Origin of the sequence: Mycolicibacillus trivialis, assembly GCF_002102395.1 — a bacterium.
GTDB lineage: Bacteria > Actinomycetota > Actinomycetes > Mycobacteriales > Mycobacteriaceae > Mycobacterium > Mycobacterium triviale.
The window spans coordinates 35,957-51,879 of the sequence record NZ_LQPZ01000047.1 but is presented as its reverse complement, the minus strand read 5'-3'; the positions used below and the strand labels follow the sequence as shown (position 1 = coordinate 51,879).

General features: G+C 72.4%; 17 protein-coding genes. 10 read left to right on the top strand and 7 right to left on the bottom strand.

Going from position 1 to position 15,923, the window contains the following annotated elements:
- The first annotated feature begins 135 nt into the window (after positions 1-135).
- The 6 genes from cobG (at position 136) to ureC (ending at position 5,987) form a co-directional block, all read left to right on the top strand.
- On the top strand, positions 136-1,248 hold the full coding sequence (gene cobG / locus AWC30_RS16320; RefSeq protein WP_085111287.1) for a precorrin-3B synthase: 1,113 nt from the start codon (positions 136-138) through the stop codon (positions 1,246-1,248).
- 9 nt (positions 1,249-1,257) lie between these two features.
- A complete protein-coding gene (locus AWC30_RS16315; protein WP_085111286.1) occupies positions 1,258-1,884 on the top strand; it encodes a precorrin-8X methylmutase in 627 nt (208 codons plus the stop codon).
- The gene (locus tag AWC30_RS16310) at positions 1,881-3,353 is read left to right on the top strand and encodes a precorrin-2 C(20)-methyltransferase (protein ID WP_085111285.1); all 1,473 of its coding nucleotides are present in this window, start codon (positions 1,881-1,883) and stop codon (positions 3,351-3,353) included. The genes AWC30_RS16315 and AWC30_RS16310 overlap by 4 nt, the downstream gene beginning before the upstream one ends.
- A gap of 100 nt (positions 3,354-3,453) precedes the next feature.
- Positions 3,454-3,846: an urease subunit gamma gene (locus tag AWC30_RS16305; protein WP_372507282.1), complete on the top strand. Its 393-nt coding sequence runs from the start codon at positions 3,454-3,456 to the stop codon at positions 3,844-3,846.
- 27 nt (positions 3,847-3,873) lie between these two features.
- On the top strand, positions 3,874-4,272 hold the full coding sequence (ureB, locus tag AWC30_RS16300; RefSeq protein ID WP_085111329.1) for an urease subunit beta: 399 nt from the start codon (positions 3,874-3,876) through the stop codon (positions 4,270-4,272).
- Positions 4,269-5,987 (top strand): urease subunit alpha, encoded by a 1,719-nt coding sequence (gene ureC, locus AWC30_RS16295; RefSeq protein WP_085111284.1) that lies wholly within the window; start codon positions 4,269-4,271, stop codon positions 5,985-5,987. The genes ureB and ureC overlap by 4 nt, the downstream gene beginning before the upstream one ends.
- Before the next feature lie 29 nt (positions 5,988-6,016).
- On the opposite strand, the gene AWC30_RS16290 is transcribed toward ureC, so the two are convergent.
- Complete coding sequence (locus AWC30_RS16290; RefSeq protein ID WP_085111328.1) at positions 6,017-7,669, bottom strand: PPE domain-containing protein; 1,653 nt, start codon at positions 7,667-7,669, stop codon at positions 6,017-6,019.
- A gap of 149 nt (positions 7,670-7,818) precedes the next feature.
- Here AWC30_RS16290 and AWC30_RS16285 point away from each other — a divergent pair, with 149 nt between their 5' ends.
- Together AWC30_RS16285 and sigC are read left to right on the top strand one after the other, a co-directional pair.
- On the top strand, positions 7,819-8,523 hold the full coding sequence (locus AWC30_RS16285) for a DUF2275 domain-containing protein (RefSeq protein WP_165756495.1): 705 nt from the start codon (positions 7,819-7,821) through the stop codon (positions 8,521-8,523).
- Between the two features lie 47 nt (positions 8,524-8,570).
- Complete coding sequence (gene sigC / locus AWC30_RS16280; RefSeq protein WP_085111282.1) at positions 8,571-9,125, top strand: RNA polymerase sigma factor SigC; 555 nt, start codon at positions 8,571-8,573, stop codon at positions 9,123-9,125.
- Here the strand turns inward: sigC and AWC30_RS16275 are convergent.
- From AWC30_RS16275 to AWC30_RS16260, 4 genes are read right to left on the bottom strand one after another with little or no spacing between them, the layout of a single operon-like run.
- Complete coding sequence (locus tag AWC30_RS16275; RefSeq protein WP_085111281.1) at positions 9,115-9,849, bottom strand: cobalt-precorrin-6A reductase; 735 nt, start codon at positions 9,847-9,849, stop codon at positions 9,115-9,117. The genes sigC and AWC30_RS16275 overlap by 11 nt on opposite strands.
- Positions 9,846-10,601 (bottom strand): precorrin-4 C(11)-methyltransferase, encoded by a 756-nt coding sequence (gene cobM / locus AWC30_RS16270; protein ID WP_085111326.1) that lies wholly within the window; start codon positions 10,599-10,601, stop codon positions 9,846-9,848. Before cobM ends, AWC30_RS16275 begins: the two co-directional genes overlap by 4 nt.
- Positions 10,598-11,773, bottom strand: a complete 1,176-nt coding sequence (gene cbiE, locus AWC30_RS16265) for a precorrin-6y C5,15-methyltransferase (decarboxylating) subunit CbiE (RefSeq protein WP_085111327.1) — start codon at positions 11,771-11,773, stop codon at positions 10,598-10,600. Before cbiE ends, cobM begins: the two co-directional genes overlap by 4 nt.
- Complete coding sequence (locus AWC30_RS16260; RefSeq protein WP_085111280.1) at positions 11,770-12,519, bottom strand: decaprenylphospho-beta-D-erythro-pentofuranosid-2-ulose 2-reductase; 750 nt, start codon at positions 12,517-12,519, stop codon at positions 11,770-11,772. Before AWC30_RS16260 ends, cbiE begins: the two co-directional genes overlap by 4 nt.
- Before the next feature lie 35 nt (positions 12,520-12,554).
- Between AWC30_RS16260 and AWC30_RS16255 the strand changes: the two genes are divergently transcribed.
- Complete coding sequence (locus AWC30_RS16255) at positions 12,555-12,968, top strand: F420-dependent biliverdin reductase (protein ID WP_085111279.1); 414 nt, start codon at positions 12,555-12,557, stop codon at positions 12,966-12,968.
- Here AWC30_RS16255 and AWC30_RS16250 read toward each other — a convergent pair.
- The gene (locus AWC30_RS16250; RefSeq protein ID WP_085111278.1) at positions 12,965-14,077 is read right to left on the bottom strand and encodes a M24 family metallopeptidase; all 1,113 of its coding nucleotides are present in this window, start codon (positions 14,075-14,077) and stop codon (positions 12,965-12,967) included. The genes AWC30_RS16255 and AWC30_RS16250 overlap by 4 nt on opposite strands.
- A 58-nt stretch (positions 14,078-14,135) precedes the next feature.
- On the opposite strand from AWC30_RS16250, the gene AWC30_RS16245 reads away from it, so the two are divergent.
- On the top strand, positions 14,136-15,092 hold the full coding sequence (locus tag AWC30_RS16245) for a 5'-3' exonuclease (protein ID WP_085111325.1): 957 nt from the start codon (positions 14,136-14,138) through the stop codon (positions 15,090-15,092).
- Positions 15,093-15,096: 4 nt separating this feature from the next.
- Here AWC30_RS16245 and AWC30_RS16240 read toward each other — a convergent pair whose 3' ends face one another.
- A complete protein-coding gene (locus AWC30_RS16240; protein WP_085111277.1) occupies positions 15,097-15,882 on the bottom strand; it encodes a DUF4333 domain-containing protein in 786 nt (261 codons plus the stop codon).
- Positions 15,883-15,923: the final 41 nt, after the last annotated feature.

Below are 15,923 nucleotides of genomic sequence, written 5' to 3'. Positions count from 1 at the left end.
GGCCCCCCCGGGGTGATTCGCGCGACTGGGTGCCGCAATACTACCGTGACCTGCACGAAGTTCGATGCGATGCGCCGGGGCGTTCGCCCGGATCGGCGCTACCGGGCGGCAACGCGGGAAGGGGATGCGGGCGCCATGAGCCGTACGCGGGACACCGACGCCTGCCCCGGCGCGCGGCAGACCCATCCGGCCGCCGACGGCGCCCTGGCCCGGATCCGGTTACCCGGCGGGATGATCAGCGCCGCGCAGTTGGCGGCGCTGGCGCGCACAGCCGCCGAATTCGGCTCACCGGCACTCGAACTCACCTCGCGTGGGAACGTCCAGGTGCGCGCCATCACCGATCCGGCGGGTGTCGCCGCGGCGGTGGCCGCGGCCGGTCTGCTGCCTTCCGCCAGCCACGAACGGGTCCGCAACATCGTCGCCTCACCGCTGAGCGGGCGGGTCGGCGGCACCGCCGACGTGCGCGACCACGTCACCCGGTTGGACCGCGCGATCCGGGCCGAGCCGCGACTGGCCGACCTGCCCGGGCGATTCTGGTTCGGACTCGACGACGGGCGCGGCGACGTGGCCGGGCTGCGCCCCGATCTCACCGCGCTGTGGGCCGATGCCGACACGGCAGCGCTGCTGCTGGCCGGACGGGACACCGGAGTCCGGGTCCCCGCCGCCGACGCGGTGGCCACGCTCATCGCGCTCGCGGCCCGTTTCGCGACCATCCGCGGCGACGCGTGGCGGGTCGCCGAGCTCACCGACCCCGAAACACTGCTGGCCGGACTCGAGCCGGTCGCCGAGGCCGGTGCGACCTGGACGCCACCGGCCGGGCCGCCGGTGGGCTGGCTCGAGCAGGCCGGCGGGCGGGTGACACTGGGCGCGGCCGTTCCGCTGGGGGTGTTGTCGGCTCGGGTCGCGGAGTATCTCGCGGCGATCGACGCCCCACTGGTGGTGACCCCGTGGCGCTCGGTGCTCATCTGCGACCTCGACGAAGCGGCCGCCGACACCGTGGTGCGGGTGCTGGCACCGCTGGGGCTGATCTTCGACGCACACTCGCCGTGGCTGTCGATCAGCGCCTGCGTGGGCAGTCCGGGGTGCGCGCGGTCGGCCGCCGACGTGCGCGCCGACGCCGCCGCCCGCCTCGATGAGCCCGCCACCGGGCATCGCCACTTCGTCGGCTGCGAGCGTGCCTGCGGCAGCCCGCCGGGCGCGCAGGTGCTGGTGGCCACCGCGGACGGATACCGGGAGCTCACGCCGTAGGGTGAGCGCGTGCTGGACTACCTGCGCGACGCCGCCGAGATCTACCGGCAGTCGTTCGCCACGATCCGCGCCGAGGCGGACCTGGCCCGGTTCCCCGCCGACGTGGCCCGGGTCGTGGTGCGACTGATCCACACCTGCGGGCAGGTCGACCTCGTCGATCACATCGCCTACACCGAGGACGTGGTGGCCCGCGCGCACGCGGCGCTGGCCGGCGGCGCGCCGGTGCTGTGCGACTCCTCGATGGTGGCGGCCGGCATCACCCGCTCCCGGCTGCCGGCGGACAACGCGGTGGTGTCGCTGGTCGCCGACCCCCGGGCGGGCGAACACGCCCGGCGGTCGGCAACCACCCGCTCGGCGGCCGGGGTGGAGCTGTGGGCCGACCGCCTCGGCGGTGCGGTGCTGGCCATCGGCAATGCGCCGACCGCGCTGTTCCGGCTGCTGGAACTGATCGACGAGGGTGCGCCCGCACCGGCGGCGGTGCTGGGCGGCCCGGTCGGCTTCGTCGGCTCGGCACAGTCCAAACAGGAGCTCGTCGACCGGCCCCGCGGAGTGGCCTACCTGGTGGTGCGCGGTCGGCGTGGCGGCAGCGCGATGGCGGCCGCCGCGGTCAACGCGATCGCGAGCAGCGCCGAATGAGCGGCCACGGAACACTGTTCGGGGTCGGGCTTGGCCCGGGCGACCCGGAGCTGGTGACGGTGAAGGCCACCCGGGTCATCGCGGCGGCCGACGTCGTCGCGTATCACAGTGCGCGCCATGGCCGCAGCATCGCCCGCGGCATCGCCGAGCCGTACCTGCGCCCCGGTCAGCTCGAGGAGCACCTGGTCTATCCGGTGACCACCGAAACCGTCGACCACCCGGGCGGCTACGCCGGGGCGATGGAGGACTTCTACCGCTCGGCGGCCGAACGGATCGCCGCTCACCTGGCCGCCGGTCGGGACGTGGCGCTGCTGGCCGAGGGCGATCCGCTGTTCTACAGCTCCTACATGCATCTGCACACCCGGCTCACCGAACGTTTCCACGCGGTGATCGTCCCCGGGGTGACCTCGATCAGTGCGGCCTCGGCGGCGCTGGCGACACCCCTGGTGGCCGGCGACGAGGTCTTGTCGGTGTTGCCCGGCACGATGGGGGTCACCGAGCTGAGCCGGCGGCTCGCCGACGTCGACGCCGCGGTCATCCTCAAACTGGGCCGGTCCTACCCGGCCGTTCGGGAAGCGTTGTCGCGCACCGGACAACTCGACGACACCTACTACGTGGAGCGGGCCTCCACCCCGGCCCAGCGGGTGCTGCCCGCCGCCGACGTCGACCCGGCCGAGGTGCCGTACTTCTCGCTGGCATTGTTGCCCGGCGGCCGGCGCCGTCGCGCGGCCGCCGGTGCGGTCACCGTGGTGGGGTTGGGGCCCGGCAGCCAGGACTGGATGACGCCGGAGAGCCGCCGGGTGCTGGCAGCGGCAACCGACCTGATCGGCTACGGACCGTATCTGGATCGGGTGCCCGAGCATGCCGGGCAACGCCGCCACCCCAGCGACAACACCGATGAGCCCAAACGGGCCAGGCTGGCCTGCGAGTTGGCCGAGCGGGGCCACACGGTGGCGGTGGTCTCCTCCGGGGATCCGGGCGTGTTCGCGATGGGCGCCGCGGTGCTGGAGGAGGCTCGACGCTGGCCGGGCGTGACGGTGCGGGTGGTGCCCGCGATGACCGCCGCGCAGGCGGTGGCCAGCCGGGTCGGGGCGCCGCTGGGGCACGACTACGCGGTGCTCTCGCTGTCCGATCGGCTCAAACCGTGGGAGGTGATCGCCGCCCGGCTCTCGGCGGCCGCCGCCGCGGATCTGGCGCTGGCGATCTACAACCCGGCTTCCCGCAGCCGCACCTGGCAGGTCGGCGCGATGCGGGACCTGCTGCTGGAGCACCGCTCCCCCGATACACCGGTGGTGATCGGGCGGGACGTGTCCGGGCCGGCCGAGCAGGTGAGCGTGGTGCGGTTGGCCGAACTCGACGCCGCAGCCGTCGACATGCGATGCCTGCTCATCGTCGGATCTTCCCAAACCCAGTGGTACAGCGACGATTCCGCCGACCGGGTGTTCACCCCCCGCCGCTACCCGGGTTAGCCGGCAGTGGCGGCGTGCCGTCTTCGCCGCGCCGACCAACACAGGAAGTTCTCAGAGCGCGTGTCGCTCTCCGACTCGTTGTGAGTTGTATCGTCGAGAGGTGGTCCAGGAGAACGACCGGTCGGAGGAGATCGCCGCCGACGCCCTGAAGCCGGCAGCGACCCTCGGAGCCCAGACGTGGATGTCGTCGCTGATGCTCTCGCCCCGCGAAGTCGAGAAGCTGGTCATCTACCAGGTCGCCGACCTGGCACGCCGACGGCGGGAACGCGGTACCAAACTGAACGTTCCCGAATCCATCGCGCTGATCTGCGAGGCACTGCTGGAGTCCGCGCGCGACGGCGCGTCGCTCGCGGACACCATCGAGCTGGGCAAACGGGTCCTCACCCGCGACGATGTGCTGGCCGGCGTGCCCGACATGGTCACCTTCGTGCAGGTCGAGGCGATGTTCCCGACCGGCACCCAGCTGGTCTCGGTGGCCAACCCGATCGGTTGATCGGTCGAACGGACGATGGAGGGTGTCATGATCCCCGGTGAATGGTTCATCGCCGACGAACCCGTTGAAATCAACGCGGGCCGCCCCACCGTGCAACTTCAGGTCCGCAACACCGGGGACCGGCCGATCCAGGTGGGCTCGCACTACCACTTCTTCGAAGCGAACGGGGTTTTGGAGTTCGATCGAACACGGGCGCTCGGCAGACGGCTCGACATCCCCTCCGGGCAAGCGATCCGGTTCGAACCCGGCGAGGAGAAAACCGTCGTCCTCGTCGAGTTCGGTGGCATGGGTCTGATCAGAGGCTTCAGCGGCATGGTCGAGGGCGCCGTCCGAAACGACAGGGTGGCTCGGCGGGCGCTGCGTCGAGCGGGTGAGCTCGGGTTCCGCGGGATACCCGGCGGTGCCGGAGAGGGGTCGTCGCGGTGAGCTCGGTTTCTCGGCGCACCTACGCCTCGCTGTACGGACCCACCACCGGCGACCGGTTCCGGTTGGCCGACACCGAGTTGATAGCGCAGGTGGAGCGCAGCCTGCTCACTCCGGGTGAAGAGCTGGTCTTCGGTGGCGGCAAGTCGATTCGCGACGGCATGGGCCAAACACCGGGGGTGACCAACGCCGAGGGCGCCTTGGACCTGGTCATCACGTCGGTGATCGTGATGGATCCGATCATCGGCATCGTCAAGGCCGACATCGGTATTCGCGACGGGCGGATCGTCGGCGTCGGGCAGGCGGGAAACCCCTACGTGCAGGACGGCGTGGACCCCGGCCTGATCGTCGGGACCGGCACCCAGGTGATCGCCGGTGAGGGGTTGGTGGCCACCGCGGGTGCGGTCGACACGCATGTGCACTTCATCTCCCCCGAACAGGTCAAGGACGGCCTGTCCAGCGGTGTCACCACTTTCCTCGGTGGCGGAACCGGCCCCGAGGACGGAGCCCGGGGCACCAACACCACACCCGGCGCGGGCAACATCACCCGCATGCTGCAGGCAACCGCCTGCTATCCGGTCAACGTCGGCTTCCTCGGCAAGGGCAACAGCAGCCAACCCGAGGCGCTGATCGAGCAGATGCAGGCCGGCGCCTGCGGTTTCAAGGTGCACGAGGACTGGGGTGCGACCCCCGCGGTGATGGACTGCTGCCTCAGCGTGGCCGATGACCACGACGTGCAGGTCGCGATCCACACCGACACGCTCAACGAGTCCGGCTATCTCGCCGACACGCTCAGCGCGATCAACGGCCGCGTCGTGCACGCCTACCACATCGAGGGAGCCGGCGGCGGCCATGCGCCCGACGTGATGGCGATGGCCGCACTGCCCAACGTGCTGCCCTCATCGACCAACCCGACCCGGCCGTTCACCACGGACACCGCCAACAATTTGTTCTACATGACCGCGGTGACCCACAACCTGAACCCGCGCGACCCGGTCGACAACGCCTTCGTTCAGTCCCGCATCCGGACCGGTACCGAAGCCGCGGAGGACGTGCTGCAAGATCTCGGCGTCGTCTCGATGTACACCTCGGATTCTCAGGCAATGGGTCGGATCAGCGACACCATCACCACCGCATGGCGCACGGCGGACAAGATGAAGCAGCAGACCGGGCAACTCGCCGGTGATCCCGACGAGCACGACAACGGTCGCATCCTGCGTTATCTGGCGAAATACACCATCAACCCGGCGTTGACACACGGCATCGGCCACCTGGTGGGCTCGTTGGAGCCGGGCAAGATCGCCGATATCGTGCTCTGGCCGACCAGCACGTTCGGGGTCCGGCCGAAGTTGGTCCTCAAGGGCGGGATGGTGGTGCGGGCGACGCTCGGCGACCCCTGCGGGTCCATCCCCACCACCGAACCGGTGCTGATGCGCCCGATGTACGGCAGTGAACCTCCGGTGGCGCCGCACATCGCGATGACGTTCATGTCCGAGGCCGCCGTCGTCGCCGGGGTGCCCGACCGGATCGGGCTGGACCGCTGGGTCGAGCCGGTCCGAGGTTGTCGCACCGTCGGGAAACAGCAGATGGTGCGCAACGACGCGATGCCCGAGATCCGCATCGACCCGAAGACATACGACGTCTACCTCGACGGCACACTCGCCACCGCCGAACCGGTCGACCGGGTCTCGATGGCGCAGCTGTACTACATCGTCTGACGGATCGACTCAAACCGATAGGCGGGCGATCACGACTTCCAACCGGCCGGCATCATCGGCACGGTTTTCGAGCCGTCGGCGTCCGCTCCCACGCTGACCAGCCCGGCGGGCCGCACCCCAGGGATGGCCGCCGCACCTGCGAAACCCAGGGTGCCCGCACCGGTCCCCGACGAGTCGGTGGTCTCGGCGGGGCCGGGCTCGTCGTCGACGTCGGGTTCCGAGTCGGCGTCGAGGAATTCGTAGCGGTAGCCGCGCTCGGTGGCCGTACCGTGGCGGCGGCGGTGTTTCATCCGCGCGGTGAACGCGGTGCCCGTCCGGGTCGTCTCGGCGGCGTCCTGCTCATCGCCGGCGTCCTCGGGGCGCCGCGCACCCCGCCGCGCGCCTGCCGAGCGGCGGGCCGCGGCCCCCACCGAGGTGGCCACGTACACGGTGTCGGTCAGACCCGCCCCGGTGGTCTGGGTAGGCCCGAACCCGGTGCCCGGCCCCCCGCCGGCGGGTCCACTCGCAGCAGGAGCGCTCGACGCCGGTGCCGTGGAGCCGGACGTCGCAGGGATGTTGCCCGCGCCGCCGCCGGCACCACCGGCCGCGGCGCCCGCCCCGGCCGGCGCGCCGAGGGGTGCCGGTGCGGTCGCCCCCGCAGGCACGTCGGTGGGCTGGACTTCCAGCCCGCTGAGGCCGGCCAGCCCCGACAGGCCGGCCAGTCCGGCCGCGCCGGCCGATCCGGCGGCGGCCGCGGCCACCAGCGGTGCCGCCCCGACCAGCACCGGGATCGCCAGTTGCACGGCGATCTGTCCCATCGGCCAGATCAGCATCAAGGTGTGGTAGGCGGACCAGCCCAGGGCGCCGGCGAGCACCGGGGACATCCCCGGGATCATGCCGAACAGCTGGCCGAACTGACCCGCGGTCTCCACCGGTGGCAGCGGATACCCGTCCACGCCGAGGATCTTCCACAGCTGTTTGGCGACGGGGTCGAGCACGCCCATGTTGATGTTGGTCAGCAGGTCTTTGATCTGCTGCTCCCAGCCGGTGGCGGCCTGGCTGTCCGCGACGGTGTCGGCGGCCCGCAGATGCGCACCGGCCTCACCGGCTCGGCCCGCCGCGGCCGAGTCGGTCCCGGCGGCGGCGGTGGCCGCCTCCGCGCCGGGCGCCATGATCGGCGCCGCCGGCGATGTGGGCGACACGGTGGCCAGCGCGGTCTGGGCGGTCACCTGGTAGCCGGCCATGGTCTCGGCGGCCTGGATCCACATCCGGACGTAATCGGCTTCGTTGACCGCGATCGGGATGGTGTTGATCCCGAAGAAGTTGGTGGCGACCAGGGTGGCGTGCACGGCGTGGTTGGCGGCGAGTTCGGCCAGGGTGGGCATGGTGGCCAGCGCCACGGTGTGGGCACCGGCGGCGGTGTGGTGCGCTGCCGCGGCGACACTGCTCTTGGCGGCGCTCTCGGCCAGCCAGGCCAGGTACGGCCCGTGGGCGGCCAGGTAACGCGCGGCGGTGGGCCCCTGCCAGGCGCCCGCCTGCACGGCGGCCAGGTCGGCGGTGAGTTCCTCGGCGGCGGCGGTGTACTCGGCGGCCAGCTGTGACCAGGCCGAGCCGGCGGCCACCAGCGGTCCGGCACCCGGGCCGGAGCTCAGCAGCGCCGAATGCACCTCCGGGGGTGCTGCCAGCCAGATCGGCGCGATCATCGCGACCGGCACCCCCTCTCCGTTGATTCGCGGCGGCCTGCTCGTCGGCGCCCTCAGACGCCGTCAGATGAGTAGTCGGATCGCGATGCCGATTAGTTCCCCGCGGTGCGCAGTTTTGTCCCTCGACGGTGATTTGCCAGGATGAGGTGGTGAATTGCGAGGTCGCGCGGGAAGCGCTCTCGGCGCGTCTGGACGGGGAGGCGCAGCCGGTGCTGGCGCACCAGCTCGACGCCCACCTACGCGGCTGCCGGGACTGCCGGGAGTGGCTGATCGCCGCGGCGGCCCAGACCCGCCATATCGCGGTGGCGGGGCCCCAGCGCGGCCCGGACCTGACCGAGCAGATCCTCGCCGGTGCGCGGGCCCGGGCGGCGGGCACCGCGTCGCTGTGGTGGCGCGGCGGGTTGATCGTGATCGGAGTGGGTCAGCTGGTGTTGGCGGTCGCGCAGATCGCCGGGTTGGATTTCGGGATGGTGCACACCGAAGGGCACGGCGCGGCGACCGGCGCGCACCTGCTGCACGAGTCCACCGCCTGGCTCGTCGCGCTGGGGGTGGCGATGATCGCCGCCGGATTCTGGACCGTCGCCGCGGTGGGCGTGGCGGCCATCACCGGCGCCTACACGGTCGCGCTGGTCGGCTATGTGGCGGTCGATGCGGTGACCGGGCAGGTCACCGTGTCCCGGGCACTGAGCCACATCCCGATCCTGCTCGGGTTGTTCTTCGTGTTGCTGGTGGTGCGCGACCGGTTCGGGTCGCCGCGCCGGGGCCGCGGCTCCTCGACGGCCGACACGGCGATCCCCTGGCCCGAACCCGGGCGGCGCGATCACCTGCGGCCGGTGAACCGGACCGCGGCGTGACGATGTCCCCCGACCAACCTACGACCAGCCGTCGTAGACTGGCGGCGATGACCGCGCGCAGCGACGACGAAGCCGTCACGGCGTTGGCCCTGGCCGCCGCCGGGCGTAACAGCCGCGCGCTGGAGGCGTTCATCCGAGCCACCCAGCAGGACGTGTGGCGCTTCGTGGCCTATCTCGCCGATGTCGGCAGTGCCGATGACCTCACCCAGGAGACGTTCCTGCGCGCCATCAGCGCCATCGAACGGTTCTCCGGACGCGCCAGCGCCCGCACCTGGCTGTTGGCGATCGCCCGTCGGGTGGTCGCCGACCACATCCGGCACACCCGGTCGCGTCCGCGCGCGGCGCACGGCGCCGATCCGACGCAGCTGCCCGACCGGGCGCACACCAGCCGCGGCTTCGAGGACGTCGTCGAGGTCACCGCGATGATCGCCGACCTCTCCCCTGACCAGCGCGAGGCGCTGCTGCTCACCCAGGTGCTCGGGCTGTCCTACGCCGACGCCGCGGCGGTCTGCGACTGCCCGGTGGGCACCATTCGATCCCGGGTCGCCCGGGCTCGCGAGGCGTTGCTGGCCGACCCGGACTCCGGCGAACTCACCGGCTAGCGGCCAGCGCGCGCACCCACGCCGCGGCCTGGGCGGCGTCCTCGGCGGTGACCACCCCGGCGGGCAACGGCGGCCGTTGCACCATCACCACCGGGATCCCGTGGTCGGCGGCGGCGGTCAGCTTCGCCCGGGTCATCGCTCCGCCGCTGTTCTTGGTGACCAGGACGTCGATGTGGTGTTCGGTCAACAGCGCGGCCTCCTCCCGGTACTCGTAGGGGCCGCGGGACAGCAGCAACCGGTGCCGCTCCGGCAGCGTGCCGGGATCCGGGGCGGTGACCACCCGGATGAGGAACCAGGCGTCGACACCGGTGAACGCGGCGACGCTGGAGCGCCCGGTGGTCAGGAACCCCCGCCGGTGGCCGCGCTCGGCGATGACCTCGGCGGCCCCCCGGTTCGACGGCACGGTCGTCGCGCCGTCGCTGGGCCAGGCCGGCCGGGCCAGCACCAGATGCGGAAGCCCCAACTCGGTGCAGGCCGCCGCGGCGTTGGCGGTGATGGTCGCCGCGAACGGGTGGGTGGCGTCGACGACGGCGTCCACCCCGGAGTCGGTCAGCCAGCGCCGCAGCCCGTCGACGCCGCCGAACCCGCCGATGCGCACCGCGCCGGCCGGCAGCGCCGGGTCGGGGACGCGGCCGGCCAGCGAACTGATCACCTCGATGCCGGGTTGCAGGTCGGCGGCCAGTTCGCGGGCCTCACCGGTGCCGCCGAGCAGCAGGATCCTCACCGCCGGCCGCCCCGCCGCCGTCCGGGCGAGTACAGGTAGCTGTCGGTGAACCCGTCGGCGGCCAGGGCGTCGCCGACGATGATCACCGCGGTCTTGGTGATCCCGGCCGCGTTCATCTGTTCGGCGATGTCGGTCAACTCCCCGCGCAGCACCGTCTGCTCCGGCCGGCTGGCGAAGGCCACCACCGCCACCGGTGTGTCGGGCCGGTAGCCGCCGGCGAGCAGTTGCGGGACGATCGCGTCGATCTGGGCGGCGGCGAGGTGCAGCACCAGGGTGGCGCCCGGTGCGGCCAGCGCGGTGAGGTCTTCGCCTTCGGGCATGGCGGTGGACACGGTGGCGACCCGGGTCAGCGTCACCGTCTGCGCCACCCCGGGCACGGTCAGTTCGCGGCCGAGGACCGCCGCGGCGGCGGCGAACGCCGGCACACCCGGCACGATCCGGTAGTCGATGCCTGCCGCATCGAGGCGACGGCACTGTTCGGCGACCGCGCTGTACAGCGACGGGTCCCCGGAGTGCAGTCGCGCCACGTCGTGGCCGGCCGCGTCGGCGGCGGTGATCTCGGCGATGATCTCGTCGAGGGTCAGCGGGCCGGTGTCCACCACGCGGGCTTGCGGCGGGCAGAACGCCAGCAGATCGTCGGACATGATCGACCCGGGATGCAGGCAGACCGGGCAAGTGGCGAGCAGGCGCCGGCCGCGGACTGTGATCAGGTCGGCTGCGCCGGGTCCGGCGCCGATGAAGTAGACGGTCATCGGGTCCACTCCCATTGGGTCACCGGGCGTTGCGGCAGCCACCCGCTGAACGCCCCCAGCGGCTCGGCCCGGTCATGCTGTAACCGTCGCAACGTTCCGCCGTATTGCGAATAGGATTGCAGGAGTAGGGCTTCGGATTCTACGGTGACGGCGTTGGCGACCAGCCGGCCGCCGCGCGGCAACGCCTGCAGACACCCGTCGAGCAGGCCCGGGGTGGTCAGTCCGCCGCCGATGAACACCGCATCCGGTGCGGCGGCTCCGGTGAAGGCCGCCGGCGCGGCGCCGCGCACCTCGACCCGGGCGCCGCTGCCGGCCGCGTTGTGGACGATGGCGCGGCCACGGGCCTCGTCGCGTTCGAAGGCGACCGCGCTGCAGCCCGGCGCGCTGCGCGCCCACGACACCGCGATGCTGCCCGACCCCGATCCGACGTCCCACAGCCGTTGACCGGTCCGCGGCGCCAGCGCGGCCAGGGTGACCGCACGGATGGTGTATTTGGTCATCTGGCCGGTGTTTCCGAACGCGGCGTCGGGCAGGTGGACGGCCGAGTCGTCGGGCAGGTAGCGCACCGCGACGACGTTGAGATCGTCGGTGTCGGTGTCGGTGCCGGCGGCGAAGTCCCGCGCGGTGCCGTCACGGCGTCGTTCGGCCGGCCCGGCGAGTTGTTCGAAGACGCTGAGTTCGGAGTCGCCGCGGCCGTGGTCGCACAGCAGCGCCGCGAGTCGCCGGGGGCTGGACCGGTCGCGGGAGAGCACGATCGCCCGCCCACCGCGGCGCACCGCGGTGTGCGGCGCGGCGCTGACCAGGCTGATCACCTCGGTGTCGGCGACGTTCCAGCCCATCCGGGCGCACGCCAGCGCCGGGGCCGACACGTGCGGCAGCACGGTAACGCGGTGCGCGCCGAACAGCCGGATCAGGGTGACGCCGATGCCGTGCAGCAGCGGATCGCCGCTGGCGAGCACGTGCACGTCGTGGGGCTGATCGAGCAGATCCGGCAGCGCCTCCAGCAACGGTGACGGCCAACTCCGCCGGTGCGCCGCGACCGTGTCGTCGAGCAGCCCGAGTTGCCGTTCGGATCCGTATACCTCAGTGGCCGAACACAATTCGTTTCGGGATCGTTCGGCCAGGCCGGCCATGCCGTCCGCACCGATCCCGACGACCACGATCCGGCTCATCGGGGCAGCCTCCGCCACACCGGGCGGGGAAGCAGCCGCATCCCGACGAACAGCGGGCGCAGCGCCCACGGGATCCACACCGTGTGCCTGCGGCGGGACAGCGCCCGGGCGGTGGCGGCGGCGACCTGCTGCGGAGTGCTCGACAGCGGCGCCGGGCTCATCCCCTCGGTCATCCGGCCGACGACGAAGCCCGGCCGGGCGACCAGCAGGTGCACGCCGCTGCCGTGCAGCGCGTCGGCCAGCCCGCAGGCGAAGCCGTCGAGGCCGGCCTTGGCCGAGCCGTAGACGTAGTTGGCCCGCCGCACCCGCACCCCGGCCACTGAGGAGAACACCACCAACCGGCCCCGCCCGGCGGCGCGCATGGCGGCGGCCAGGTGGGTGAGCAGGCTGATCTGGGCGACGTAGTCGGTGTGGACGATGGCCACCGCGTGCTCCGCGTCGGCTTCGGCGCGGGTCTGATCGCCGAGGATGCCGAAAGCCAGCACCGCGGTGCCCAGCGGGCCGTGCTCGGCGACCAGTCCGTCGACCAGCCGGCCGTGGGCGGCCAGGTCGTCGGCGTCGAACTCCGCGGTGTGCACCGCGGTGGCGCCGGCGGCGCGCACCGCGGCCACCTGATCACCGAGCCGGTCGGCGTTGCGGGCGGCCAGCACCACCGGCACCCCGGGCGCCAGCAGCCGGGCCAGTTCGACACCGATCTCGCTGCGGCCGCCGAAGATGACCACCGGCGGGTTCGTCGTGTCCTCCACGTCAGCGATTATGTCCTGCGCTAGCGTGGGCCGTGATGGCGAACACCACGACCCGGCTCACCGATGACGCGCACTCGTTCCTGACCGAGCGGCATCTGGCGATGCTGACCACGTTGCGCGCCGACGGGTCGCCGCACGTCGTCGCGGTGGGGTTCACCTTCGACCCGAAAACCCATATCGCGCGGGTGATCACCAACGGCGGTTCGCAGAAGGCGCTCAACGCCGAGCGCGGCGGTGTCGCGGTGCTGTCCCAGGTCGATGGCGCACGCTGGCTCTCGCTGGAGGGTCGGGCGTCGGTCAGCTCCGACGCCGACGCGGTGCGCGACGCCGAACTGCGCTACGCGCAGCGCTACCGCACCCCGCGGGAGAACCCGCAGCGGGTGGTCATCGAGGTGCAGATCGAGCGGGTGCTGGGTTCATCGACGCTGCTCGACCGTGGTACCGGTTAGCCCGCCACCACCAGTTCGTGCGGGCGGCTGTTGACCGGTTCCGCACCGTCGTCCGTGACGATCACGATGTCTTCGATGCGGGCGCCCCACCGGCCGGTGAAATAGATTCCCGGTTCGACGGAGAACGCCATCCCGGTGGCCAGTGGCAGGTCGTTGCCCGCGACGATGTAGGGCTCCTCGTGCACCGACAGGCCGATGCCGTGGCCGGTGCGGTGGACGAAGTTCTCGGCCAGGCCGGCCTCGGCCAGCACGTCGCGGGCGGCCGCGTCGACCTGCTCGGCGGTGACGCCGGGGCGTACCGCGTCCACCGCGGCGCGCTGGGCGCGGTGCAGCACCGCGTAGTGCTGCGCCACCTGCGGATCCGGCTCGCCGATGCTGTAGGTGCGGGTGCAGTCGGAGTAGTAGCCCGGCTCGACCGGTCCACCGATGTCGACCACGACGGTGTCCCCGTTCCGCAGCTGCCGCTGCGAGCAGGCGTGGTGCGGGTCGGCGCCGTTGGGGCCGGAGCCGACGATGATGAACGCCACCTCCGTATGGCCTTCGGCGACAATGGCTTCGGCGATGTCGGCGGCGACGTCGGCCTCGGTGCGTCCGGCGGCCAGCAGACCGGGCACCGCCGCGTGCACCCGGTCGATGGCGGCACCGGCGCGGCGCAGCGCATCGATCTCGGCCGGGTCCTTGTGCATCCGCAGTCGGCGCAGCACCGCGGTGGCCAGCACCGGCGGCGTCCCCAGCAGACCGGCCAGCGGCACCAGATGCAGTGCGGGCATCGCGTCGGTGACCGCGGCTGCGGCGCCGGGCAGCGCGTCGGCGACCAGGCGGTAGGGGTCGTCGCCGTCCACCCAGTCTTGGACGGCGATACCGAGGTCACCGACGGCGGATTCGGCGAGAGCCGGCACCTCCAGCCGGGGCACCACCATCGTCGGCTCACCGTCGGCGGGCAGCACCAGCGCGGTGAGCCGCTCGAAGGTCTCCGCCCGCGAACCCAGCAGGTAGCGCAGGTCGTGGCCGGGGGTGATGACCAGCCCGGCCAGACCTGCCTCGGCGGTGGCGGCGGCCGCGGCGGCCAGCCGGCGGGAATAGACGGAGCTGTCGAACCGGGAAGTCACCCTCCCAGGCTAACGGGTCGCGACATCGGCGATCCGGGTGGGAAATACCATGGCGGGCATGCCCGCTCCGCTGCTGCTGCTCGACGGCGCCTCGATGTGGTTCCGTTCCTTCTACGGGGTGCCGTCGTCGATCACCGCGCCCGACGGCATGCCGGTCAACGCGGTCCGCGGGTTCCTGGACTCGGTCGCCACCCTGGTCACCCAGCAGCGGCCGGGCCGGCTGGTGGTGTGCCTGGACCTGGACTGGCGCCCCCGGTTCCGGGTGGAACTGCTGCCGTCCTACAAGGCGCACCGGGTGGAGGAGATCGAGGCGGAGGAACCCGACGTCGAGGAGATGCCCGACGAATTGGGGCCGCAGGTCGAGGTGATCCTCGAGGTGCTCGACGCATTCGGGATCGCCACCGGCGGCGCCGAGGGCCTGGAGGCCGACGACGTGCTGGGCACCCTGGCGGCCGCCGAGACGACCGACCCCGTCGTGGTCGTCTCCGGTGACCGCGACCTGCTGCAGGTGGTCGCCGACGACCCGGTCCCGGTGCGGGTGCTCTACCTCGGCCGCGGGCTGGCCAAAGCGACCCTGTTCGGCCCGGCCGAGGTGGCCGAACGCTACGGGGTGCCCGCGGAGCGGGCCGGGGCCGCCTACGCCGAGTTGGCGCTGTTGCGCGGTGACCCCTCCGACGGGCTGCCCGGGGTGCCCGGGATCGGCGAGAAGACCGCGGCGCGGCTGCTGTCCGAGCACGGTTCGCTGGCGGCGATCCGGTCGGCGGCGGCCGATCCGGGGTCGGCGATGGCCGCCGGGGTGCGGGCGAAGCTGACCGCCGCCGACGAGTACATCGAGATCGCCGGGCCGGTGGTGCGGGTGGTCACCGACGCGGCGGTGGAGTTGTCCCTACCCGGCGACGCGCTGCCTGCAGGCGCCGCCGATCCCGATCGCGTTGCGGCGCTTGGCGAACGCTATGGAGTGGGCTCGTCGGTGCGCCGGTTGGAGACCGCGCTGCGGGCGGCCGGTGCCGGGTGACCGGTCAGCGTGGCCGGCCGACGGCGTAGGTGCCCGAGTCGTCCTGGAAGGTCACGGTCACCTTGCGTTTGCTGCCGTCGATGCTGACCTCGCAGTCGAAGGTGTCGTCCTTTTTGACCGTCGGATTGCCGCGGCCCTCGTTGCAGATGACGTCCTTGACGTTCTTGGCGCCGTAGCCGTTGGTGTCGTCGCTGAGGACCTGCTGCACCCCGGCCTGCGCCTTGTCGATGTTGAGCTTGGTGGTGACCAGGAAACCGGGCCACACCAGCCCGAGCACCAGCACCGCCACGACGATCGCTCCGGTCAGCGCGGCCAGGGTGACCGCGGCGCGACCGCTGATCGGCATCCCGAGGAATTTCTTGCGGGCATCGGCGACCAGGTGGTGGTCGTGGCCGCCGGGGGCGCCGGGCTGCGGCTGGCCGGGCTGGCCGGGCTGGCCGTAGGGTCCGGCTGCGCTGTAGTCGGTGGGCTGACCGTACGGGCCGGGCTGCGCGTACTGGGTGGGATGCCCGTACTGGCCCGGCGGGGGGTACTCGGCGGTCTGGCCGTAGGGCTGGCCCGGCGACCCGTACGGGGTGGGCTGGCCGTACTGCTCGGGCTGCGGGTACCCGGGCACCGCCGGGTAGGTCGGCGGGTATTCCTGCTCGTAGCCGGTCGGCTGCCACGGCGACGGCTCGGCGGGCGGCACCGTGGCACCCGGCTGACCCGAATCGGCCGGCTGCGGGTTCTCCCCCGATCCGGCCGGGGGCTGCCAGGCTTCCGTCGGGTCCGGTCCCTGCGGTCCGCTCATGCCATCTCCTGTGTCACTGCGTTTCGGCCTCGCTGCTCGCG

What these genes read in the sequence shown, in the direction of transcription:
- cobG (WP_085111287.1), top strand. Translation starts at nt 136, where the DNA reads ATGAGCCGTACGCGGGACACCGACGCCTGCCCCGGCGCGCGGCAGACC.
- AWC30_RS16310 (WP_085111285.1), top strand. Translation starts at nt 1,881, where the DNA reads ATGAGCGGCCACGGAACACTGTTCGGGGTCGGGCTTGGCCCGGGCGAC.
- ureB (WP_085111329.1), top strand. Translation starts at nt 3,874, where the DNA reads ATGATCCCCGGTGAATGGTTCATCGCCGACGAACCCGTTGAAATCAAC.
- AWC30_RS16290 (WP_085111328.1), bottom strand. Translation starts at nt 7,669, where the DNA reads ATGATCGCGCCGATCTGGCTGGCAGCACCCCCGGAGGTGCATTCGGCG.
- sigC (WP_085111282.1), top strand. Translation starts at nt 8,571, where the DNA reads ATGACCGCGCGCAGCGACGACGAAGCCGTCACGGCGTTGGCCCTGGCC.
- cobM (WP_085111326.1), bottom strand. Translation starts at nt 10,601, where the DNA reads ATGACCGTCTACTTCATCGGCGCCGGACCCGGCGCAGCCGACCTGATC.
- cbiE (WP_085111327.1), bottom strand. Translation starts at nt 11,773, where the DNA reads ATGAGCCGGATCGTGGTCGTCGGGATCGGTGCGGACGGCATGGCCGGC.
- AWC30_RS16255 (WP_085111279.1), top strand. Translation starts at nt 12,555, where the DNA reads ATGGCGAACACCACGACCCGGCTCACCGATGACGCGCACTCGTTCCTG.
- AWC30_RS16245 (WP_085111325.1), top strand. Translation starts at nt 14,136, where the DNA reads ATGCCCGCTCCGCTGCTGCTGCTCGACGGCGCCTCGATGTGGTTCCGT.
- AWC30_RS16240 (WP_085111277.1), bottom strand. Translation starts at nt 15,882, where the DNA reads ATGAGCGGACCGCAGGGACCGGACCCGACGGAAGCCTGGCAGCCCCCG.